Below are 21,233 nucleotides of genomic sequence, written 5' to 3'. Positions count from 1 at the left end.
ATGCCGCGCATGCCCGGCCGCCTGGCGGCCGTCGCGGCGGTGGCGGCGCTCGCGGCCGGCTGCGGCATCACCGGCACCGGCGTACGCCCGGTGGGCGAGCCGGTCCAGGGCGGCCTGACCGGGGAGAGCGGGCGGCTGCTGCGCGTCTATTTCGTCACGCCCGAGGGCACCTGGCCGGTGTCGCGGCCCGTCGAGGCCGGCGACGGCGTGCAGGAGGCGGTGGACGCGCTGCTCGCCGGGCCCACCGCCGACGAGCGCGCCCGCGGCCTTGCCACGCGGGTGCCCGCGACGAAGGAGCAGGTCCGGGCGCGGACGTCCGGCGGGCGGGTCGAGCTGCGGCTGCCCTGGCTGGTGCGCGACCTGCCGCACCTCGCGGTGAGCCAGCTCGTCTGCACGGCCGCCGGAGGCGGCGGTCCGGTCGTGGAGGTGTACGAGCCGGGCATGGGGGACCGCGCGTGGGAGGTCCGCTGCGACGACCACGGCACGGCGGTCCCGGCCGGCGGAGAGGGGACGTCGTGACCCGCGTTCTGGTGATCGAGGACGACCCGGCCGTGCGCCGCGGCGTGGGCCTCGGCCTGCGCCATCAGGGGCACGAGACGCTGCTGGTCGCCACCGGCGAAGACGGGCTGGCGGAGCTGGTGGCGAGCGCGCCCGACATCGTGCTGCTCGACCTCATGCTGCCCGGTATGAGCGGGCTGGAGACGTGCCGCCGCATCCGCGCGTTCAGCCAGGTGCCGATCGTGATCCTGTCGGCCCGCGACGACGACGTGGACGTGGTGGTCGGCCTGGAGGCCGGCGCCGACGACTACGTGATCAAACCGGCCAGCACGGAGGTGATCGAGGCGAGGATGCGGGCGGTGCTGCGACGCACCACGCAGGCGGCGACCGGTAACGCCCGCTCAACGTACGGCGACCTGCTCATCGACCGGGTCGCGCTGCGGGTGCTCAAGCGCGGCGAGGAGGTGGCGCTGGCCCCGACGGAGCTGAAGCTGCTGCTGTTCCTGTCGGCCGCGCCCGAGCGGACCTTCAGCCGCCAGCAGCTGCTCGAACAGGTGTGGGAGCACGCGTTCCACGGTGACTACCGGCTGGTGGACGCGTGCGTCATGCGGCTGCGCGCCAAGATCGAGGACGACTCGCGCAACCCCCGCTACATCCAGACCGTACGCGGGTTCGGCTACCGGTTCGGGCCGTTGTGATCCGCCCGCGTCTCGCCCGTGGCCTGCGCGCGCAGCTCGTGCTGGCGTTCCTGCTGGTCTCGGCGCTGAGTGCGGTCACCGCCGCCGCCGTCACGTATCGGCAGGGCCGCGACGCCATCGCCGAACGCGCCGAGGCCGACCTGCTCCAGGAGCTGCGCGGCCACCTCGCCGCCCGGGTCCCCGACCTGCCCGCCGACCCCGAGGCGGCGGATCTGCGGGCGCTGGCGGTGCAGCTCGACCGGGCCGCGGGGGCGCGCGGGTGGCGTACGGCGCTGTCGTACCGGGGCGGGGCGCTCGTCGCCGCGAACCCGCAGGCGCCGCCGCTGCCCGCCCCGCTGCGCGCCCAAGGAGCGACGGCGACGACCGCGCTCGCCCAGCGCTTCCACCAGGGCGAGACGCCATGGCTGGCGGTGGCCGTCCCGGTCACCGCCGCAGGACGCCCGCACGACCCGCCCCCGCTCACCGTCTACGCCTCCATGTCGCTGGCCTCCCAGCAGCAGGACGTCGATGACCTGGCCGCCGCCGCGCGCGCCGGGGCCCTGCCGGTCGCGCTGGCCTCGATCATCCCCGCGCTGCTCGCCGCCCGCAGGTTGCTGCGCCCGGTGCGCCGCCTGCGCACCGCGACGGAACGGATGGCGGCCGGCGGCCTCGACACGCGCGTCACCGTCACCGGCGACGACGAGCTGGCCGGCCTGGGCCGCGCGTTCAACTCCATGGCGGCAACCCTCCAGGCCGACGCGGAGACGCTGCGCACCATGGAGGAGCGGGCCCGCCGCTTCGCCGCCGACGTCTCCCACGAACTGCGCACGCCGCTCGCGGCCATGTCGGCCGTGACCGGCGTGCTCGACGCCGACGCCGCCTCGGGACGGCTGCCGCCGGTCACCGCCGAGGCGCTGGCTCTGGTCTCCGACGAGACCCGCAAGCTCACCCGCCTGATCGAGGACCTCATCGAGGTGTCCCGCTTCGACGCGGGTGCGGCCGTGCTGCACCTCGACGACGTGGACCTCGGCGAGCTGATCGGCAAGACGCTGGCGCTGCGCCACTGGGACGGCCGCGTCCGCACCGACCTGCCGACCGGCCTGCGCGTCCGGCTCGACCCGCGCCGCGTGGACGTCATCCTCGCCAACCTGATCGGCAACGCGCTGCGCCACGGAGGCCCGGACGTGTCGGTGAGCGTGCGCGTCGAGGCGGACCCCGAACGGGTGGCCGTCATCGTCGCCGACGACGGTCCCGGCATCCCGGCAGACCTGCTGCCGCACGTCTTCGACCGCTTCACCAAGGGCGACTCCGCGCGCACTCGCAGCGAGGGCAGCGGCCTCGGCCTGGCCATCGCCGCCGAGAACGCCCGCCTCCACGGCGGCGCACTCACCGCCGCCCCGGCCCCTGGAAGAGGCACGGTCATGACACTCACCCTGCCTGCGGGTCCGACACGGTGATGGTGGACAGCGCCGGGGTGAGCCTGGCACGGTAGCGGCGGATGCCGAAGGTATGGTGTTCCACCTCCGCGGCGAGCAGGACGTCGGCGAGGTTGACGCGGCCGGGCACCGTCTGGACGAGAGCCGCCACGTGGTGATCGCCGACCAAGGGATATTTGCGGACTCGGCGGAATTGCCACATGGGCTTAGGCTGTCCGGCGCCGTGTCCCCGGACGATCCACTCGTGGTGAGCCGGGGCGGGATCGGGCGACTGACGTTCCGCCTGGATGTTCATCAGCCCCGCCTTGACCTCCAGCGTGATCTTGGACTGGGCGGCGGCGCCGGGAACGGTCCGCTCGCCCGGTTCGATCGCGCGCGCGATCGGACGGGGATCGTCGTGCTGCGGACCTGAGCCGTTCGGTGGCGGGCCGTCGGCGGCGAGCGTGCGCAGCGACAGGCCGAGGGAGGCCCGCACGAACTCGCCGCGCGCGTCCGGGCTCTCCGGATGGAACGAGCAGACCAGCACGAGGTGACGGAGCTCGCGGTCCGGCGCGGCCGCCGCGTACGCGACCCACTCGGCGGGCGCGATCCCCTCGCTCACGGGCAGGCAGTCCCAGCCGAACGAGAGCCTGCCGTGCAGCGCATCGAGGTCCGGAGGGGTGCCCAGGGTGCGTTCTGGCTGGAGATCGATGGGGTGCGTGGTGAGGTTCATGATGTCGTGATCCTGGCCTGGATGAGGGAGAACGCCCCCCAGTCACGGTATTGGGGATAAGCGGCACGGGTGGCGAGCTGAGCTCCGCGGAATGCGTCGACGACGCTCGCGCTGCCGAGCCGGCGGTGCAGGTCCGCGAAGAAGGCCGTCGCGGGCTCGGGACGTACCGGCCACAGGCAGCCGACGATGGCCTCGGCGCCGGAGGCGAGCAGCGCTCCGGGGATGCCGCGTAGGTTGTCGCCCAGGTCGAACCGGCCGAGCGCGGAGTCGCACGCGGCGAGCGTCACCAGCCGGACGCCGCGCAGGTCCACCGAAAGCAGGTCATGGGCGAACACCCGGCCGTCGTCGTCCTGATCCGGGCTTAAGTACAGGCAGTGGAACCACGGCGCGGCGGGGTCGGAGGTGCCGTGCGCGGCGATGTGGATGACGTCGGCGTCGGCGAGCTCGCGCAGCAGCCGGTGCCGGGTCGCCTCGGGGCCGACGATCGCCGGCACGCCGGCCGTGGCGGCGACCTCGCAGGCGTGCTCCTCCAGCAGGTCCTCCGCGGTCAGCCCGAAAGGGGTTCCGCCCAGCGCGGAAGCGATCACCGCCGTACGGCGGGGTCGCACGCGCGCGGTCTGCGGCACCAGTGCGGAAAGACTCGGGATGGAGGTGACCGTCCAGTCGTCGGCGATGGTACGGCCGCCGACCGAGCACAGGTGGAACGGGAAGAAGTGCAATGATCCGTGCGGCCAGAGGATCAGCCGGTCCTTGCCCTGCCGCCGGCAGGCCTCCAGCACGCTCGCGCTGCCGGTGAGAAGGACGTTGTCGGCCAGTTCGCGCCGAGCGTCGGGCGTGAGGTCGTCGAACAGGGGATCGGCGACGATCTCCGCGCGTATCCTTCGGACGTCGTCGGTGAGCGGTCTGTGTGCGGACGCCTGCTCGTCCGCGGATCCGTCAGGGACGACGACGCGCACCGCGTTGTGGTCGCGGGTGAACGCGACCAGCACGACATCGCCAGGGATCAGCTCCGGCTCGGGTACGAACCAGGCCAGCAACACCGTGCGATCGTCCAGCAGGTTCCGCTGTTGCAGGAGGGGGATGATGTGCCCCATCACGTCGAGGGGTTTCCCGTTCCGCCCCTCGTGCAGCAGGCCCATGTCGATCAGGCGATCGGTGAACCGGCGCTGGTTACGGACGATCTCCGCCTCCGTGGCCCCGGACTCGGGCGGGTCGTCCTCCAACGGGGTCAGCAGATCCGTCGATGCGGGCGGCGAGGCCAGCTCCCTGGGATCCACCTCGGCTTCGGCTTGGCGGCACCGGCTGAGCAGCGGCGCGATCGCTCGCGGGAGGCTCTCCAGCGGGTCACGGGCGCCGTACCAGCGGGCGAATTCGGCCCCCTTGGCGCAATGCATGGCGTACAGGAGGTAGGTGAGCGGCATGTGCTCGATATGCCGGGTCACCTGCCACGTCAGGGCGTGCGCGACGTTGCGGATCGTGGCGGCGAGCTCACGGTCACGGCTGCCGTACAGGCTCGGCGCCGCCTGCATCAGCGCCGCGACGGCATGCCGCAGCGCCTGGTCGTCGGCTTCCCGCAGCCAGCGCCGGAACAGGGCCAGGTGGGCGCCCGCCAGGTCGAAGAGGCCCACCTCCGAATACCTCGCCGCGGCGTACGCGTGATGGGTCTGCGGGTGAGGCCACTGTTCGGATGGCGACTCGCAAGTGGCCGCCAGTGCGTGCAGATCCGCGGCGGCCAGCACGCCCGAAGCGGACCGGCGCCAGATGGATCCGTGGTCGATCAGGAGCTGCTGCCCCAGGTCGGCCAGGCCGGCCTCGCGTATGTGGGCCGCCAGGTGCAGGACGTCCGCCTCCGGCGGGCGGCGCCGTTCGTCACGGAAGCGATCCGCCAGTTTCGCGAGTTTCCTCTCCCCGGCCGAGCATGACACGCCCTCGCCGAGGTGGAGCCTGGCTTCCCACACCTGCCGCAGGTACGCCGTGTCGTCGTCCTCGCCCAACTGGTCCGCCCAAGCGAGGACCCGGGAGAGCAGCGCACGATCGCGCGCGTCGCGGGCGATCTGGAGTCCTTGCGAGACCACGTCGCGCGCCCGGCCGGTACCCTCGCTGCCGGCGTAGACGTCCGGTGGCTCGGCGAAGACGATCCTCGCGGCCTTGGCGGCGGTGGACGGGGTGACCAGCCGCAGGAGGGCGAGCCGGCAGGCGGGCTCCGGCCCGTCCTTGACCATCGCCGCCGCGAAGGCGTCGCCCGGCCGGGGCCGGGCTCCCATCCGCGCCTCGCAGACCAGGAGACGTGCACGGGTGGCGTCGTCGGCCAGTGACGCGGCCTCTTCCAGCAGGGGAATCGCCGCCACTTTGTGCTCCAGCGCGTCCAGCTCCTCGCCGGCGGCCTCAGTGAAATGCTCGAGCCTGCGCCAGGTCCGGCGGGCTTTCCTGCAGGACATCATCCCTGGCTCCGCCTCGGCGTACGCGTCCCCGGCCCGGTCGAGCGGCACCTGCATGGCCAGGTGCAGGCGCGCCGCGTTGACCAGCGCCCACCCGAGCTTCGCCGTCTCCCCGTCGCGTCGATACATCGCGATGCGCCGCCGTGACACCGCATCGGCGTCCCGGAACAGGCGCATGTCGCCGGTGACCCCGAGCGCCCGGACCGCGTGCTCGACCGTCAGGTCCGCGGCCCGCTCCCAGTACGTGCCTCCCTGCGCCTCCGTGATCTCGGTGAGCATCCGCGCGTAGGCGTACGCTCCGCGGACCTCGGTGCCGGGCAGCGTCGGCCCGGCGCGCAGCAGCAGGTCGAGCTGCGCCCCATCAGAGGGCCAGGCCGGCTCCGGCGTCGTCTCGGAGAGCTCCTGGACATCCCGCACCCTGCGCATGGCCTCATCGAGCGTCATGACGCCGTCGTTGACGAACTGCGCCAGGCTCAGCAGGTGGTCCATCGGGCTGTGGAAGATGCGCAGCGTGGGCGGGCCCTCCACGGGCTCGTGAACCACCCGGTCGAACCCCACCAGGCCACCCAGCACGTACCCGTCCTGCGCGGCGGACTCGAAATCGGCGACCACCGTGTCCCACGCGCCGGGATGGACCACCGCGAGGAGGACGGCGCCGCGCGCCCCGGCCGCCTCGGCCCAGCCACCGGGCAGATCGACGGCGCAGTCCTCGACGAACCTTGGGTGGTGCGGGGCGACGACGCCGAGCGTGCCCGACTCCAGGAGGACGCCCCAGCCCGGCAGGACCCGCTCGCCGGCCATCGCCCGCTCGACGGATCGCATCTCCGGCAGCCCATCGATCCGTGCCTTCTGTAATAATCCATTCGACGGTTTCTGATACGAATTCGCTACGAGCAGGCCCGCCATCGGCTTTTCATCGCCGAGCAGCAGCAGAAACGCCAGTGCCGTGACGTCATCGTAGGTGCGCACATGCCCTCTCGAATAATTGACGAACCGACATGTTCGGCCACGATGAACGGAATGTCCCGGCCGGCGGCGGGCGATTCCACATCATCGCGGAGTCGTGCCACCAAGGGTGCTGGAGCAGTCGAGAACTGCGGTGTTTCGATACGCCCTCGGCCTTCTCGATGAGAAGAGATTCATCCTAGGTGATCATGGCGTTCGACGCTCCCTGATCGACGAATTCCGCATGCCGGTCGCATGGGGCCGCCGCGCCCGATGCGACCGGGCCCATCGCGGCGGCGGCCATCTTGACGGCGGGCGACAGAACAGGTCCCTACCAGCAGGAACGTGGATGTGGCGGCCGTCACACGCGGTGTGCGTATTCGTCCACAGTCATCCGGCGCGCAGCCCCGTACCGTCCCTGTCATCAAGCGGAACGCACCGAATGACAGGGGGAGGAACCCGACATGCGCAAGACCCTGGCGATCGCCGCCCTCGCCGGTTCGATGGCCGTCACCGGCCTCGCGATGAGCGCCCCCGCCCAGGCGAGCACCGGGACGAGCTGGGGCAAGGTCTTCTCCAGCGACCACAAGGCGTACACGTTCGGCAAGACCTGGACGTCCGGCGGCAAGGTGTTCACGAAGTGGTACGGCGTGGACAAGCGCGGCGGCACGAAGGGCTGGGTCTGGTTCGAGGTGTACCAGAACGGCCGCTGGGTGAAGTTCAACAAGGCCTGGGACGGCAAGGTCACCGGCGCCTGGAGCGGCCGCGGGATCAAGAAGGTGTACACCTTCACCTGCTGGGCCGGAAAATTCGACAACTGCGGCAGGAAGTACCGCATCTACTGATGGCGGCGTCAGCGGTTGAAGCCGCCCGACACCTCAAGGATCTGCGCGGTGACCCAGCGGTCCTCGTCGCCGGCCAGGACGGCGATCATCGCGGCGACGTCGTCGGGGTCGCCGATCTTGCCCAGGGCCGTGCGGGCGGCGAGCGGCGGGATCGCCTCGGGGTTGCGGTCGAAGGCGTCGCCGCCCAGCCGGGTACGGGTCGGGCCGGGCGCGACGGCGTTCACGCGGATGCCGCGCGCGCTGAACTCCTTGCCCATGTGGCCGGTCAGCACGTTGAGGCCGCCCTTCATGGCGGCGTAGGTCGCGTACCCGGGCGTCACGCCGTAGGCGGCGGTCGAGCTGCTGCCGGTGTTGACGATCGCGCCGCCGTCGGCGAGCAGCGGCAGCAGCCGTTACGTGAGGAAGAACGGCCCTTTGAGCGGCACCCGGGTGAGCCGGTCGAACATCTCCTCGGTGGTGTCCTCGATCAGCGCCGCCTGGGCCTGGCCCGTTGTTGACCAGGGCGTCGAAGGCGCCGCGCCCTCAGGTGCCGCGCAGCGCGGCGGCCGTCGGTGAAAGTGTAGGCGTGCGGGAAGACGGCCTCGGTCAGCTCGGTGTAGCCGGCGTACTCCTGGATGCCGAAGTTGTGGATCGCGAGGTCCAGGTGGATCGCGGCGGCCATGCCGACGGGGGAGATGTCCTCGGGTCCGTGGATGGCGCTCTTGATCGGGTACTGGGCGGCGTAGTCGAAGAGCTTCTTCAGCGGCGACACGCCGCCGAAGTGCGTGACGGCCGAGCGCACGTAGTCGATGAGCTGCTCGCCGATGAGCGTCCGGTAGTCGTGCACGGTGTTGAAGACCTCGCCGATGGCCGGCGGCGTGGTGGTGTGGGAGCGCACGAGCCGCAGGCCCTCCTGGTTCTCGGCGGGCGTGCAGTCCTCCAGCCAGAACAGGTCGTACGGCTCCAGGTCCTTGCCCAGCCGGGCCGCCTGCATGGGGGTGAGCCGGTGGTGGGCGTCGTGCAGCAGCGGCAGGTCGGGCCCGAACTCCTGGCGCACGGCGTCGAACACCTTGGGCAGGCTGCGCAGGTAGGCGCCGGTGTCCCAGTCCTCGACCACGGGCCGCGCGCCCTCGGACGCTGCCCCGGCGCTGCCCCGGCATGGCGGACGCCGTAGACGCGCTTGAGCCCCGGCACGCCCGTCTGCACGCGGATCGCCTGGTAGCCCTGCGCGAGCCGGGCCCTGATCGAGTCGAACAGCTCGGGCAGGTCACGGCCCGAGGCGTGCCCGTACGTCGGCACCCGCTCCCTGCTCGCCCCGCCCAGCAGCTGGTACAGCGGCAGCCCGGCGACCTTGGCCTTGATGTCTCACAGCGCGGTGTCCACGGCGGCGATGGCCGCCATCGTGACCGGGCCGCGCCGCCAGTACGCGCCCCGGTACAGCGACTGCCAGGTGTCCTCGATGCGGTGCGGATCGGTGCCGGCGCAGCACCTCGCGTACGACGTTGCGGCCGGCGCCGAACTGGGCGGCCAGCTCGCGCTCTGACGGAAGCTTGGCCCCTACCGCGATCTCGCCGGAGCGGATGTCGTGCTCCAGCTGTCGCGCGATGCGCTCGGTGAGCAGCCCCCGTAGGACTGTGCGATGTCCTTGCCCATCGCTGCTGGCGGATCGGCGGGCATGCACCGAGGATACAGGAGGCGGCCCGTGCTGAGATCGCCCCGCGGGCGCGCGGGCGACGCCGCAACGGGCGCCCTGACGACGGCATATGATCGCTACGTTGCTGGAGCTGTCCGGAAAGGCCCTTATGACCTACCCCCTCAGCCGCCGGTCCGCTCTGCTCGGAGCCGCGGCCGTGGCGGGCCTCGCCCTCGAGGGCGCAGCCGCCGAGGCGGGGACGGAGGCGGCGGTGGATGCTGCGGCGTTCGACACGGCGCGCAGGCAGTGGGTGAGCCTGCTGGCCGGCGCGAAGTACGACCCCGCCTACGCCGACAAGACCAGAGCCGTCGAGGGGTCGGCGAAGGCGGTGCTGCGCAAGATGAGGTTCGACCGGCGCCGCCCGAGCCTCTGGCCCGACCTGCCGCTGCGCGACCCGAACACCGGCAACTTCAACCGCTCCTACAACCGCATGCGCGCGCTCGCGCTCGGCTGGGCCACCCCCGGCACCTCCCTGCACGGCGACCCGAAGGTGGCCGAGACCGCCGTCAAGGCGCTCGACTTCCTGTACGAGCACGCCTACAACGAACACCTCGACCGGCGGGGCAGCAACTGGTACTGGTGGGAGATCGGCGTGCCGCGCGCACTCACCGACACCTGCGCCCTGCTCTACGACGGCCTGCCCAAAGACCGGCTCAGGCGCTGGCTGCGCCCGCTGCGCCGCTGGTGCCCCGACCCCGAGCGGCGCATCAGCCACCCCGGCGTCGTCGAGACCGGCGCCAACCGGGCGGGCAAGGCGATGGCCGTGGCCATGCGCGGCCTGCTCACCCACGACGACCGGCTGGTCAGGCGGGCCAGGAACGCGGTCGCCGACCTGCTGCGCCTCACCAAGGGGCCGGGCGACGGCTTCTACCGCGACGGCTCCTTCATCCAGCACGACATCTACCCGTACACCGGCAGCTACGGCGTCGACTACCTGGAGAGCGTGGCCCGGCTGATCGCCATGCTCGCCCGCTCGCCCTGGGAGATCCGCGGCATCGACGCGATCTACGACCTCGTGGACCGCTCCTTCGTGCCGTTCGTCTTCGACGGGCTGATGATGGACTGCGTACGCGGCCGGCAGATCTCCGTGCAGGGCCACCGCGACCACCACTCCGGCCAGAAGACCATCGAGGCCATCCTGACACTGCTGGACACCGCCCCCGACAAGCACGCCAAGCGGTGGCGGCCCATGGTCAAGGGCTGGCTGACCCGCAACCAGGCGGTGCCGTACCACACGCTCGCGCCGCTGGCCAGCGTCGCGCGGGCGGACGCCCTCTTACGGGACCCGTCGGTTCCGGTCGGGCCGCGCATCACCGGCACGTACGTCTTCGCCGACATGGACCGGGTCGTGCACCGCCGCCCCACCTGGGCGTACGCGATCAGCATGAGCTCGAAGCGGATCGGCTCCGTCGAGGCCATGAACAGGGAGAACCTGCACGGCTGGTACACCGGCGACGGCATGACGTACCTCTACACCTCCGACCTCACCCACTGGAGCGACGAGCTGTGGCCGACGATCGACCCGTACCGGCTGCCCGGCACGACCGTCGATCGCCGTAAGCGCGCCGACCTGCGCCACGGCACCCGCCGCCGCCCGCCGACCCCGTGGGCGGGCGGGGTGGCGCTGGACGGCGAGTACGGCCTGGCCGCGATGAAGCTGATCGGCGACGGCTCGTCGCTGCGGGCGAAGAAGGCGTGGTTCCTGCTCGACGACGCCGTGATCGCGCTCGGCACCGGTATCACCGCCTCCGACGGCCGCCGCGTGGAGACCATCGTCGAGAACCGCAACACCCACAACGCGCACCCGCCGCTGTCGCGGGGCGACGGCTGGGTGCACCTGGACGGCGTCGCCGGGTACGCGCTGCTGGACGGCGCCGAGCCGAAGGTGCTGCGCGAGAAGCGCACCGGCCGCTGGCGCGACATCGACAAGGGCGCCACCACCGGCGGCGACACCACACCCGTCACCCGCCACTACACGACGATCGTGCTCGACCACGGCGTGGACCCGCGCAAGGCGCGCTACGCCTACGCCGTGCTGCCCGAGGCGTCCGTCCACCAGACCGCCGCCTACCAGGGGCGCGTGCAGATCCTCGCCAACTCCGGCACCGTGCAGGCCATCTACCGTGACGGCATGGTGGCCGCCGTCTTCTGGAAGGCGGGCACGGTCGAGACCGACGAGGGGCCGCTGAGCGTGGACGGGCCGTGCGCGGTGGTGCTGCGCCGCGAGCAGCTCCAGGTGCGCCTGGCCGTCGCCGATCCGTCGCGGACGGCCGAGGACCTGAAGCTCACGCTGCCCTGGCGGATCAAGTCGGTCGTCAAGGCGGACCGGGGCGTGCGCAGGTCGAAGGGCGCGCTCAAGGTCGAGGTCGCCGGCACTCGCGGTCACGCGCGCACGGCGGTGCTGAACGTCTGACCGCACAGGGACCCTGTGCTTCTCCGTGCCCGCCGAGAAGGTTCTTCTCCATGCCCGCCGAAAAGGCCGAGCCGACGTGTCGAAGAGGGCGGGACGGCTCCGACTACCGGGTGACGGAGCCGGGAGGCGGCGCCGCCGGAGCGGAAGAAGGTGCACCATGAGCAAGATCGTGCTGGACGTGTCGATCTCCCTCGACGGTTTCTCGGCCGGTCCGAACGTGCGGCCCGACGAGCCGATGGGCGACGGCGGCGAGCGGCTGCACGACTGGATGGCGGGGGAGGGGCCGGACGCCGTGACCGGCACGGGGGCCGACATCGAGGTACGCGACGCGGTCAACGCCTCGGTCGGGGCCGCGCTCATCGGCCGCCGAACGTTCGAGCTGGGCCTGCGCCCGTGGGGCGGCACGCCCTGGCCGCACACCCCCGGCTTCGTGGTCACCCACCGGATCGAGGAGGACTTCACCGGCGACAACGGCGGCAGGTTCTCCTTCGACGGGCTGGAGGCGGCGGCGCGGCGCGCCAAGGAGGCCGCGGGCGGCAAGGACGTCCTGGTGCTGGGCGCGAACCTGGCCGGGAGCCTGCTCACGGCGGGCCTGCTGGACGAGGTGCACCTGCACGTCATGCCGATTCTGATGGGGGAGGGGACGCCGCTGTTCGGCGGCGTGCGGGCCGAGCTGGAGCCCCTGGGCGCACCGGTCGGCGGCGTCGCCGCCCACCTGCGCTACCGCGTGCGGTGAGGGGGGCGCCGCCGCCCGCCGGTGCCCGGGCGGCGGCTCGCGAAGGCGGCTCAGCGCCAGCGCAGGAAGTCCACCGTGTCGTTGTCGCCGGGCGGCTCCTCGATCGATTGCCAAGGGAACAGCAGCCTGATCCTCAGTCGCCTGAGATCGACCAGGACGGCGGTCGAGCCCGTGCGGTTGACCCAGGAGGAGACGTTGTTCGCCGCGGTCGGGCCGCCGACGCCGCCGGGCATCGGCAGGTCGAACAGGTCGACGTCGGAGCCGGCGCGGACGCCGTACGCGGGGCCGCTGCGGTTGTAGTCCCGGTACAGGCACAGGGTCGCCCGTGGGCAGGGCTGGCCGTCGGCGAGCCGGAAGACGCCTTTGGGCAGCGCCAGGCGGGGCGCGGCCTGGGCGGGGAGCGTGGTGGCCGTGACGGCGGCGGCGACGGCGAGGCCGGTCAGCAGGCGCGCGGCCGTGGTGGTGATGCGGCGCATCGGGGTGTTACCTCCATGGGAGTGCTGCGGTTCGGACGATCCCACCTTCTCGTAACCGTTCGCGTTTGAAAAGTTACACACGGTGATACCGCGCAGCTCATGGCGGTAAGCCGACCTGGCTACGCGGTCACCTTGGCATTCGACCGTGATCGAAGCGTTACCACGCGCGCCAGGCGATTCCGTTTCCCGGGCGGGCCTGAGGGCAGTCGCGGTCCCATGGCTACACTTCTTTGGATTCTCGCCGTCATCCTCGTCGTCGCCGGTGTCTACGTGCTTCTGGCGCGGCGCGACATCCTGTGGGGCATCGTCCTCATCGTGGTCGGGCTGCTGGTCGGCCCCGGCGGGGTGAGCATCTTCAACGTCTGACGCCCGGCACGACCCGGGCCCCGGCGGGCGCGTACGGGCCGCAGAGCGCGGCCTGACCACGCCCGGACACCACCGTCCCCCGCACACCCCCTGAGGAGAAGCCCTCGATGGATGCCATCGTGCTGCTCAAAGACGACCACAAGACCGTGGAGAGGCTGTTCAAGCAGTTCGAGAAGGCCGGGCCGAAGGCCCACAAGGAGAAGCAGAAGATCGTCGGGCAGGTCATCGAGGAGCTGACCGCGCACACGTACATCGAAGAGACGATCTTCTATCCCGCCGCTCGCGCGGACGTGCCCGAGACCGGCGGCCACGTCCTGGAGAGCGTCGAGGAGCACCACGTCGTCGTCTGGATGCTGTCGGAGCTGAAGAAGCTCGACCCCGCCGACGAGCATTACGACGCCAAGATGACCGTTCTCATGGAGAACGTGCGTCACCACGTCGATGAGGAAGAGCAGGACTGGTTCCCGAAGGTGCGCGAGGCGCTCGGCCGCAAGCGGCTGCAGGAGCTGGGCGAGCGCATGGCCGAGGCCAAGAGCGAGGCGCCCCGCGATCCCCTCAAGATCCCCAGCGCCGCCCGGTGACCCCTGACCGTTCCACGGGACCGCGCCGCCTCGGCGCGGTCCCGCCGCGTGTCACCACCGTCAGCTCCGCCAGGTCGTGCGGTCGAAGGGTACGGACTCGCGCGGCGGCCGGACATCATCTGCGGATGGCCTGACGGCTATAACCGGAGTATGAACCTCCAGCAATTACGGTATGCCGTCGCCCTCGCAGAGGAGCTCCACTTCGGCCGGGCGGCGACGCGGGAGGGCGTGCGGCAGCCGCCGTTCAGCCGGCAGATCGGCAAGCTGGAGGAGGAGCTGGGCGTGCGGCTGTTCGAGCGCACGACCAGGCAGGTCCGCCTGACCCCGGCGGGTGAGGCGTTCGTGGCCGAGGCCCGCGCCGCCCTCGCCCATGCCGACCGGGCGGCGGAGTCGGCCAGGCTGGCGGGCCGGGGCGAGTCCGGGCGGCTGGTGCTCGGCTTCGTCGGGTCGGCGGCCAACGGCACGCTGCCCAAGGTGCTGCGCCGCTTCCGCGCCCGCTACCCGGGAGTGGACGTCGAGCTGCGCGAGCTGCCCACCGCACAGCAGGCGGAAGAGCTGCGGCAGGGACGGCTCGACGTCGGCCTGCTGCACGCGCCGCTCGCCGGAGCCGCCGCCGAAGTGCTCTCGACCCGGACGGTGGCCAGGGAACCCCTGCTCGCCGCGCTGCCCGCCCATCATCCCCACGCCGCCCGGACGTCGCTGCCGCTCGCGGCGCTCGCGCGGGAGCCGTTCGTGATGTTCCCGCGCCGGTACGGGCCGGGGCTGCACGACCAGATCACCGGCGTGGCCAGGGCGGCCGGGTTCGAGCCCAGGATCGTCCAGGAGGCCGTGCAGATGCAGACCATCGTGGGGCTGGTGGCCGCCGGGATCGGCGTGTCGATCGTGCCCGAGTCGGTGGCGCGGGTGCGCCGCGGCGACGTCGCCTTCCGCCCGCTCGCGCCGCCGGCCAGGGTCGTCACGCTGGACCTGGCCTGGCGCACCGGCGACGCCAACCCGGCGGTGCGGAACTTCCGCTCGCTGTTCGACGGCGCTCTTGCGTGAGCGATGGCGCTTTCACGTGAGCCAGCGGGTGATCTCGCCGATCAGCCGGTCCCTGCCGCGCTCGGCCCGGTCGAGGTGCGCGAAGTGCGTCGCCTCGTCCAGCCGTACGGCGCGCACGTCCCGGGCGTTGTCCAGGTCCGCGACGAGCGTGGAGACGTCGCCTTCGCGTGACCAGAAGTCGTACTCGCTGCGCATCACGAGCGTCCGAGCGGTGATCTTGGAAGCGTCCCAGAGCTTGTGCCCGGTGGCCAGGTAGAAGCTGTCCTTCATGGCGCCGGTGGGTGCCCGGAAGCTGGGCGGCTCGCGGTCGCCGGACGTCGGGTCGCTCGCCAGGGCGTGCTCGGCGTACGCGGCGGCCACCTGCGGATCGCGCCACTTCGTCTTGTCCTCGACCGGGATGCTCGCATCCCAGCTCGTCAGCAGGCTCGGGCCGGTCGACAGCCGATACGCGCCGTGCCGGGCGTCGTCGAAGTGGCCGGGCCGATCCGGATCCTCCCACTGCGAGCCGCGGCCGAGCGTCGGATGGTCGTCCAGCTCGCCGTACAGGCTGTTGTACAGCACCAGGCTCTCGACGCGGGACGGGTGCTCGCTCGCGTACCAGGCGGCCCAGTGCCCGCCGGTCGCCCAGCCGACGATGCCGACCCGCTGCTGGCCCGTCGTCTTGCGCAGCCAGTCGACGACCGACGCGATGTCGTCCACCACCTCCTCGCCGGTGACCGCCGGCGGGTTCGCCGAGGCGGGCTCGTCGAACGAAGCCGGCCGGTCGGACGTGCCGTAGCCGCGCGCGTCCATGACGAACACCCGATGCCCGCGGCGCGCCAGGTCCGCCGCCAGCGACCCGCCGCGTACCGGCAGGTCGAAGGACGGTATGCCGGGCACCCGCGCACCGTGCAGCAGCAGCACAGGACGGCCCCGCGCCGGGCCGTCGCGCCGGACCTCGCGCACGCCGAGCCGCCCGGCCTGGCCGCGAACCTTCCAGTCCTTGCGCACCACCTCGTGGGCTGGTGCGGACAGGGTCGTGACGGCCAGGACAAGCGAGAGGATCACCTTCAGCATGCCGCCAGCCTGCCGCCCGCGCGGTCACGCGAGCCGATTGTGCGCCTGATCGGAGGTCATTCATCCGGTACGGATATGAGTACCGGGCGGTCAGCCGCGCGGCGCGTACATGATGACGAGCACACCCACCAGGCAGATCAGCACGCCGATGACGTCCCAGCGGTCCGGGCGGAAGCCGTCCACCACGACGCCCCAGGCCAGCGAGCCCGCCACGAACACCCCGCCGTAGGCGGCCAGGATGCGGCCGAAGTTCGGATCCGGCTGGAAGGTCGCGACGAAGCCGTACAGGCCGAGCGCGATGACGCCCGCTGCCACCCACAGCAGGCCGCGCTGCTCCCGCACGCCCTGCCAGACCAGCCAGGCGCCGCCGATCTCGGCGAGCGCGGCGAGAGCGAACAGCAGCAGCGAGCGCAGGACGGTCATGGCAGGTAGTACACCGCATGCGGGGCGGCGCTCAATGCTCGGGGGCGGTGATGATCCGCAGCCCCTCGGCCGTCAGGCGTTCCATCGCGCCGCCGCTGATCGCTGAGCGGGTGGGTGTGGACGCGGTCCGAGCGGAGACCGGCGCGGACCAGGCCGAGCTTGTACGGCGGCTGGGTCCGCAGAGCCCCTCGCGCGGTTGCTGCACCGCCCGCCGCGACCCGTGGCCCGTCATCCGCCGTGCCCCTGTCACGATCGGGTGGGGCCGCCGGTGGGTGCGGGGCCGGGCAGGTAGCGGCGTACCTGGACGCGGTCGGTGATGACCAGGCCGCCGGTGACCAGATCGTCGAGCGCCTGCAGGAAGTCACGGATCTTGGGTTCGGCGTCGACGATGATGATGGCGATCGGCAGGTCGTCGCTGAGGTGCCACAGGTGGCCGGTGTGGATGAGGGAGGAGGCGCCGAAGCCCTCCAGGCCGCGAAAGACGCTGGCGCCGCCCAGGCCGGCCTGCTTGGCGCGGTGCACGATCTCGGTGAACAGGGGCCGGTGGTGGTACTGGTCGCGCTCGCCCACGATCACGGTCAGCCGGCAGGCGCTGCCTTCGAGCCTCATGGCACGCTCCTTCGCCTAAGACCTCACCGCCCGCCCTCGGCAGGGGCTGTGCCTTTCTCATGAGACCTTGCCCGCCTGGCGCGAAATGACGCCAATGGGTCGCCTTATGGCAGCCCGGTCGGCTGCCGGGATGCGTCCCTCAGGTCAGAGTGCGCCCTTGTGGTGGTGCGGGGAAGCGGCGCGCCTATACTCGTAGGCGGCGATGGATCCCGCCGGAGCCCCCGCGAGCAGCACGTCGCGTGAGGGTTCGAACCGCCGGATGCGGCTGATGGCTTCCTGGCCGCACCTCAGCGCGTCCGGGAAGGGGAACGGATCCAATGGGCAGTTCGCTGTTCGTCGCCGCCGCGCTCGCGATGACCATCCTGATCGGCGGCATGATCTCGGTCGAGGCCGGGCTGCCGGTGTCCATCATCGATCGTCGCCGGGGTGGCGCTGGGCGACACGCGGCACCTGGCCACCCGGATCCGGGCCGGGCACCCCGCCCACGAGATCCTGGCCGCCGCCGAAGCCTGCCACGTCGGCCTGATCGTGCTCGGCCGCAGCGGTCACTCCCGGCTGTGGGGTCGCCTGATCGGCAGCACCACCGAACGCGTCAGCCGGCGCGCACACTGCTCGGTCCTCATCGTCGATGAAGGAAGACTCCACACGACCATGACCTCTGTGACACCAGGCCAGGACCATCCTGGCCCGCCGATGCCCACCGACGCCGGCTTCACCCTCGCCAGGGAGCAGGACGAGCAGCAGGCGCGGGACGTCTTCGCCGTCCGGCCGGCCCGCCACCGCGCCCGCACCGCCGTCATCCTGGCCGTGATCGGGCTGGGCGGCGGCCTCGGCAGCAGCGCCCGCTACCTGCTCGCCCAGGCGCTGCCCACCCCGGCGGGCGGCTTCCCGTGGGCCACCTTCGTCACCAACGTGGCCGGCTGCCTGCTGCTCGGCGCGCTGATGGTGTTCGTGCTGGAGGTCTGGCCAGCCGGCCGCTACGTGCGGCCCTTCCTCGGCGTCGGCGTGCTCGGCGGCTTCACCACCTTCTCCGCCTACACCAGCGAGATCGTCCACCTTGCCCAGGGCGGGCACTGGGCGCCGGCCGGCTCCTACGCCCTGGACAGCCTGGTCGCGGGCCTGGTCGCCGTCTGGTGCGGCATGGCCGCCGCCCGCCGCTTGACCCGCACCCGCCGTACCCGGCAGGCAGGAGGAACCGCATGAGACCGCACGGCAGCGCCGTCCGGCTGACCATCCTCATCGGCGAGGACGACCACTACGAGCACCGCCCGCTGTGCGGCGAGATCGTCCGCCGCGCCCACGCGGCCGGGCTGGCCGGCGCCAGCGTCTTCCGCGGCGTCGAGGGCTTCGGCGCCTCCTCCCTCATCCACACCAGCCGCATCCTGTCCCTGTCGGAGGACCTGCCCATCGCGATCGTCATCGTCGATGCCGCGGAGAAGATCGACGACTTCGTCACCCAGCTGGATGAGCTGGTCACCGAGGGGCTGGTCATCATGGACGAGGTCGAGGTCCACCGCTACGCCGGCCGCCCGGGACCGCGCGCCGGTGAGGGCCGGGAGCGGGCATGACGCTGCTGCTCGTCTTCGCCGGCGGCGTCCTCGGCGCCCCGATCCGGTACGTGCTGGATCGCTCCATCCAATCCCGCCACGACAGCGTCTTCCCCTTCGGCACCCTGGCCGTCAACCTGATCGGCTCGCTGCTGCTCGGCATCCTGCTCGCCACTGCCCCGCCCGGCCTGCTCGCCCTGGCCGGCACCGGCTTCTGCGGCGCGCTGACCACGTTCTCCACCTTCGGCTTCGAAACGCTGCGCCTGCTTGAAGAAGGCTCCCTGGCCCAAGCCGGGCTCAACGCCCTGGGCAGCCTGGCCGCCGGCATCGCCGCCGCGCTGGCCGGCTACCTGCTGGGCGGGCTGCTGTGAAACGGGGGCCTGGCTAGCACCGGCCGCGCCACCCCCGTCTCTCCCTCTGACAGCGGCGTGGCGGGCACCCGGCCCAGCGCCGCGGCGCACGGCCTGCCTGCCGCTGCCGCCTGGGGCGGCCGGGGCCGGCGCGGCCGGCCGCCGCCCTCGTCGCCTGCGAGGCGTGGCCGTCGGTGGGTGAACCGGAGGCGCGGGCCGTGCGTACCCGTGTACACGCGGCCGGCGGGAGCCGCGGGTGGCCTCTCAGCGGCGGCAGGAGCGTAGATGGCGGTTTCCTTAAGGGTGGACGCGCGGCCGGGTGCGCGGCGCAGCGCGCGCTGGTACCCGGCGCTGGTCGCCGGCGCGTTCGTCGGAACGGGCGCGCTGGTGCTGGTGGCGGCGCTGCGGTTCGGCGGCGGAGCGGGCACCCCGCGGATCGCCGGGTTGCCGACGGCGGGCCCGGTCACCGAGTGGGGGCTGCCGCTGGCCCGGCTGGCGTACGAGCTGTGCGCGGCCGCCTGCGTGGGCACGTTGCTCGCGGCCTGCGTTCTGGCCCCGGCCGCCGCGCCGGAACGCGAGCGGTGCCTGCGCGCGGCCGGATGGTGGGCGCTGGGCTGGGCGTTCTGCTCGCTGCTCACCTACCTGCTGACGTTGTCCAGCTTCATCCCGATGCCGGTGGCGAACCTGCTGGCCGAGCCGGGGATGCTCGGGTTCGGGGCGGGGCTGCCGCAGACGCGGGCGTTGCTGCTGGTGGTGGCGATCACGTTCGTGGTGGCGACGGCGACGATGGCACCCCGCCTGCCGCGCTGGCTGCCCTTGGTGCTCGCGGTGGCGGGGCTGCTGCCTCCCGCGTACGTCGGCCACGCCGCCTCCGCCGGCGACCACGACCTCGCCGTGTCCGGGCTGATGGTGCACCTGGCGGCGATGGCGACGTGGGTCGGCGGGCTCGGCGCGGTGCTGGTGCACTTCCGCCGCTCGCGTGACCTGCCGGTGGTGCTGCGGCGCTTCAGCGCGGTCGCGCTGTGCTGCTTCGCCGCCGTCGCGTTCTCCGGCGCGGTCAGCGGCTGGGTGCGGCTCGGCACGCCGTCCGGCCTGTGGCAGACCCCGTACGGGCTGCTCCTCCTCGCCAAGGTCGCCACGCTGGCGGTGCTCGGATGGTTCGGCTGGACCCATCGCCGCCGCACGGTCGGCGGCGTCGCCGATCGCGGGGTGCGCAGGACGTTCGTCCGGCTGGCGGCGGGCGAACTGGTCGTGATGGCGGTGGCGATGGGGCTGGCGGTCGGCCTCGCACGTACCCCGCCACCGGCGGGCGGCGACGCCGGGGGTCACGCCCATCCGGCGCTGGAGTACGCGCTCGCGCCCTTCTCCCCGGCCGCGCTGCTCACCGAGGTGCGGCTGGACCCGCTGCTCGTGCTGCTGCTCGCGCTGCCCGCCGCCGCGTACCTGATCTGGACGCGCCGGGTGCCCAGCTGGCCGCGCGCCCGCACCGCCGCCTGGTACGCCGGTCTTGCCCTGGCCGCGCTGGTGCTGATCGGCGGGGTGAGCGGGTACGCGCGGGCGATGGTGTCGGCGCAGGCGCTGCAACACGCCGTGCTGGCGCTGGCCGTGCCGCTGCTGCTGGCCGCCGGGGCGCCCATGACGCCGGCCGCGCGGGCGATGTCCCGGCCGCTCGGCGGGGTTTCGTCGAGCCCTCGCGTCCTCGCCCTGCTGGCCACCGCCTGGCCCGCTCTAGCGTTCTTGCTGTACGGCACGGACTGGCTGACCTGGTCGCTCACCGGCTACGCCGAGCATCTGGTCACCGAACTGCCGTTCCTCGGCGTGGGCCTGGCGACGGCCTGGGTGCTGGTGGGCGCGGACCGGCCCGCGGTGCCGCCCGCCTGGCGTCGCGGGCTCGCCGCGGTGGCGGGCCTGACGTACGTGGGAGTGGGGGCGTGCCTGCTGCTCGGGTCGCCGGTCGCGGCGCGGTGGTTCGCGCTGGCCAGGCCGCACGACGCCCCCGACCTCATCACCGACCAGTACCTGGCCGGCGCGGTCTTCTTGATAGTGCCGCTGCTCACGCTCGCACCGGTCGTCCGGCTCCTGGGCCCCAGCAGGTCGTCCGAGAGGGGGTGAGCGTTCAGCCCGCCGCGTGGGACCAGGCGTCGAACACGGTGTACGGCGCCGTGCCCAGCATCTGCTCCCATGCGGCAGGGCGTATCGGATCTCCTTTGTAAAGGCGTCGGCTCCGGCCACAGAACGTCGTCGGTCCGCTGCTCATAAGCGGCGAGAGCCTTGAATGTCGGGGCCGACCGGTCGGGGCAGTCCGGCAGCCGCGACGCGGGCAGCCTCGGCCCCGGCGCCGCCTCGATTTCCTTTGCGGATGCGTCGTAGTCGTCCTTCGCCATGGTGGATGCGGAGGAATCCCGGTATCCG

General features: G+C 72.5%; 22 protein-coding genes and 1 pseudogene. 13 read left to right on the top strand and 10 right to left on the bottom strand.

Going from position 1 to position 21,233, the window contains the following annotated elements; translation table 11 throughout:
- From ACFMQL_RS36060 to ACFMQL_RS36050, 3 genes are read left to right on the top strand one after another with little or no spacing between them, the layout of a single operon-like run.
- Positions 1–519: a hypothetical protein gene (locus tag ACFMQL_RS36060; protein ID WP_378789281.1), complete on the top strand. Its 519-nt coding sequence runs from the start codon at positions 1–3 to the stop codon at positions 517–519.
- Positions 516–1,196, top strand: coding sequence for a response regulator transcription factor (locus ACFMQL_RS36055; protein WP_378789279.1), 681 nt, complete (start codon positions 516–518; stop codon positions 1,194–1,196). Before ACFMQL_RS36060 ends, ACFMQL_RS36055 begins: the two co-directional genes overlap by 4 nt.
- Positions 1,193–2,632, top strand: coding sequence for an ATP-binding protein (locus tag ACFMQL_RS36050; RefSeq protein ID WP_378789277.1), 1,440 nt, complete (start codon positions 1,193–1,195; stop codon positions 2,630–2,632). Before ACFMQL_RS36055 ends, ACFMQL_RS36050 begins: the two co-directional genes overlap by 4 nt.
- Here the strand turns inward: ACFMQL_RS36050 and ACFMQL_RS36045 are convergent.
- Both ACFMQL_RS36045 and ACFMQL_RS36040 read right to left on the bottom strand, forming a co-directional pair.
- On the bottom strand, positions 2,604–3,323 hold the full coding sequence (locus ACFMQL_RS36045; RefSeq protein ID WP_378789275.1) for a hypothetical protein: 720 nt from the start codon (positions 3,321–3,323) through the stop codon (positions 2,604–2,606). The two genes, ACFMQL_RS36050 and ACFMQL_RS36045, sit on opposite strands and share 29 nt — an antisense overlap.
- Positions 3,320–6,730 (bottom strand): CHAT domain-containing protein, encoded by a 3,411-nt coding sequence (locus ACFMQL_RS36040; RefSeq protein ID WP_378789273.1) that lies wholly within the window; start codon positions 6,728–6,730, stop codon positions 3,320–3,322. Before ACFMQL_RS36040 ends, ACFMQL_RS36045 begins: the two co-directional genes overlap by 4 nt.
- Before the next feature lie 440 nt (positions 6,731–7,170).
- On the opposite strand from ACFMQL_RS36040, the gene ACFMQL_RS36035 reads away from it, so the two are divergent.
- The gene (locus ACFMQL_RS36035; protein WP_364050334.1) at positions 7,171–7,551 is read left to right on the top strand and encodes a hypothetical protein; all 381 of its coding nucleotides are present in this window, start codon (positions 7,171–7,173) and stop codon (positions 7,549–7,551) included.
- 8 nt (positions 7,552–7,559) lie between these two features.
- On the opposite strand, the gene ACFMQL_RS36030 is transcribed toward ACFMQL_RS36035, so the two are convergent.
- The 4 genes and pseudogenes from ACFMQL_RS36030 to ACFMQL_RS36015 form a co-directional block, all read right to left on the bottom strand.
- A complete protein-coding gene (locus ACFMQL_RS36030) occupies positions 7,560–7,931 on the bottom strand; it encodes an SDR family oxidoreductase (RefSeq protein WP_378790250.1) in 372 nt (123 codons plus the stop codon).
- 86 nt (positions 7,932–8,017) lie between these two features.
- Positions 8,018–8,647: an enolase C-terminal domain-like protein gene (locus tag ACFMQL_RS36025; RefSeq protein WP_378789271.1), complete on the bottom strand. Its 630-nt coding sequence runs from the start codon at positions 8,645–8,647 to the stop codon at positions 8,018–8,020.
- Between the two features lie 248 nt (positions 8,648–8,895).
- Complete coding sequence (locus ACFMQL_RS36020) at positions 8,896–8,970, bottom strand: hypothetical protein (protein WP_378790249.1); 75 nt, start codon at positions 8,968–8,970, stop codon at positions 8,896–8,898.
- A 97-nt stretch (positions 8,971–9,067) separates the two neighbouring features.
- Positions 9,068–9,211 (bottom strand): annotated as a pseudogene (locus ACFMQL_RS36015) (hypothetical protein); the annotation flags it as partial.
- A gap of 121 nt (positions 9,212–9,332) precedes the next feature.
- On the opposite strand from ACFMQL_RS36015, the gene ACFMQL_RS36010 reads away from it, so the two are divergent.
- Both ACFMQL_RS36010 and ACFMQL_RS36005 read left to right on the top strand, forming a co-directional pair.
- Complete coding sequence (locus ACFMQL_RS36010; RefSeq protein ID WP_364050340.1) at positions 9,333–11,636, top strand: polysaccharide lyase 8 family protein; 2,304 nt, start codon at positions 9,333–9,335, stop codon at positions 11,634–11,636.
- A 157-nt stretch (positions 11,637–11,793) separates the two neighbouring features.
- Positions 11,794–12,372 carry a dihydrofolate reductase family protein gene (locus ACFMQL_RS36005; RefSeq protein WP_364050343.1) on the top strand — a complete coding sequence of 193 codons (579 nt, stop codon included), beginning with the start codon at positions 11,794–11,796 and terminating at the stop codon, positions 12,370–12,372.
- Positions 12,373–12,422: 50 nt separating this feature from the next.
- Here the strand turns inward: ACFMQL_RS36005 and ACFMQL_RS36000 are convergent, their stop codons facing one another.
- Positions 12,423–12,848 carry a peptidase inhibitor family I36 protein gene (locus ACFMQL_RS36000; RefSeq protein WP_364050346.1) on the bottom strand — a complete coding sequence of 142 codons (426 nt, stop codon included), beginning with the start codon at positions 12,846–12,848 and terminating at the stop codon, positions 12,423–12,425.
- A 216-nt stretch (positions 12,849–13,064) separates the two neighbouring features.
- Here ACFMQL_RS36000 and ACFMQL_RS35995 point away from each other — a divergent pair, with 216 nt between their 5' ends.
- The 3 genes from ACFMQL_RS35995 to ACFMQL_RS35985 all read left to right on the top strand — a co-directional run bounded on the left by ACFMQL_RS35995 (position 13,065) and on the right by ACFMQL_RS35985 (position 14,836).
- Complete coding sequence (locus tag ACFMQL_RS35995) at positions 13,065–13,214, top strand: GPGG-motif small membrane protein (protein WP_345405630.1); 150 nt, start codon at positions 13,065–13,067, stop codon at positions 13,212–13,214.
- 107 nt (positions 13,215–13,321) lie between these two features.
- Entirely contained in the window at positions 13,322–13,795 is a 474-nt protein-coding gene (locus ACFMQL_RS35990; RefSeq protein ID WP_378789269.1) for a hemerythrin domain-containing protein, read from the top strand.
- A gap of 150 nt (positions 13,796–13,945) precedes the next feature.
- Positions 13,946–14,836 (top strand): LysR family transcriptional regulator, encoded by an 891-nt coding sequence (locus tag ACFMQL_RS35985; protein WP_378789267.1) that lies wholly within the window; start codon positions 13,946–13,948, stop codon positions 14,834–14,836.
- Positions 14,837–14,848: 12 nt separating this feature from the next.
- Here the strand turns inward: ACFMQL_RS35985 and ACFMQL_RS35980 are convergent, their stop codons facing one another.
- The 3 genes from ACFMQL_RS35980 to ACFMQL_RS35970 form a co-directional block, all read right to left on the bottom strand.
- On the bottom strand, positions 14,849–15,892 hold the full coding sequence (locus ACFMQL_RS35980) for an alpha/beta hydrolase (protein WP_364050357.1): 1,044 nt from the start codon (positions 15,890–15,892) through the stop codon (positions 14,849–14,851).
- A gap of 90 nt (positions 15,893–15,982) precedes the next feature.
- Positions 15,983–16,315, bottom strand: coding sequence for a YnfA family protein (locus ACFMQL_RS35975; RefSeq protein ID WP_378789265.1), 333 nt, complete (start codon positions 16,313–16,315; stop codon positions 15,983–15,985).
- 246 nt (positions 16,316–16,561) lie between these two features.
- The gene (locus tag ACFMQL_RS35970; protein ID WP_364050363.1) at positions 16,562–16,924 is read right to left on the bottom strand and encodes a DUF190 domain-containing protein; all 363 of its coding nucleotides are present in this window, start codon (positions 16,922–16,924) and stop codon (positions 16,562–16,564) included.
- Positions 16,925–17,350: 426 nt separating this feature from the next.
- On the opposite strand from ACFMQL_RS35970, the gene crcB (ACFMQL_RS35965) reads away from it, so the two are divergent.
- The 4 genes from crcB (ACFMQL_RS35965) (at position 17,351) to ACFMQL_RS35950 (ending at position 20,933) form a co-directional block, all read left to right on the top strand.
- Positions 17,351–18,127, top strand: coding sequence for a fluoride efflux transporter CrcB (crcB, locus tag ACFMQL_RS35965; protein WP_364050366.1), 777 nt, complete (start codon positions 17,351–17,353; stop codon positions 18,125–18,127).
- On the top strand, positions 18,124–18,492 hold the full coding sequence (locus ACFMQL_RS35960; RefSeq protein WP_364050369.1) for a DUF190 domain-containing protein: 369 nt from the start codon (positions 18,124–18,126) through the stop codon (positions 18,490–18,492). The genes crcB (ACFMQL_RS35965) and ACFMQL_RS35960 overlap by 4 nt, the downstream gene beginning before the upstream one ends.
- Positions 18,489–18,842, top strand: coding sequence for a fluoride efflux transporter CrcB (gene crcB, locus ACFMQL_RS35955; protein WP_378789262.1), 354 nt, complete (start codon positions 18,489–18,491; stop codon positions 18,840–18,842). The genes ACFMQL_RS35960 and crcB (ACFMQL_RS35955) overlap by 4 nt, the downstream gene beginning before the upstream one ends.
- 264 nt (positions 18,843–19,106) lie before the next feature.
- The gene (locus ACFMQL_RS35950) at positions 19,107–20,933 is read left to right on the top strand and encodes a cytochrome c oxidase assembly protein (protein WP_378789260.1); all 1,827 of its coding nucleotides are present in this window, start codon (positions 19,107–19,109) and stop codon (positions 20,931–20,933) included.
- Positions 20,934–21,233: the final 300 nt, after the last annotated feature.

The organism is Nonomuraea fastidiosa, from assembly GCF_042751225.1.
Taxonomy (GTDB): domain Bacteria; phylum Actinomycetota; class Actinomycetes; order Streptosporangiales; family Streptosporangiaceae; genus Nonomuraea; species Nonomuraea fastidiosa.
Note: the sequence above shows the minus strand (reverse complement) of the source record. Positions and strands in the feature narration are given on the sequence as shown.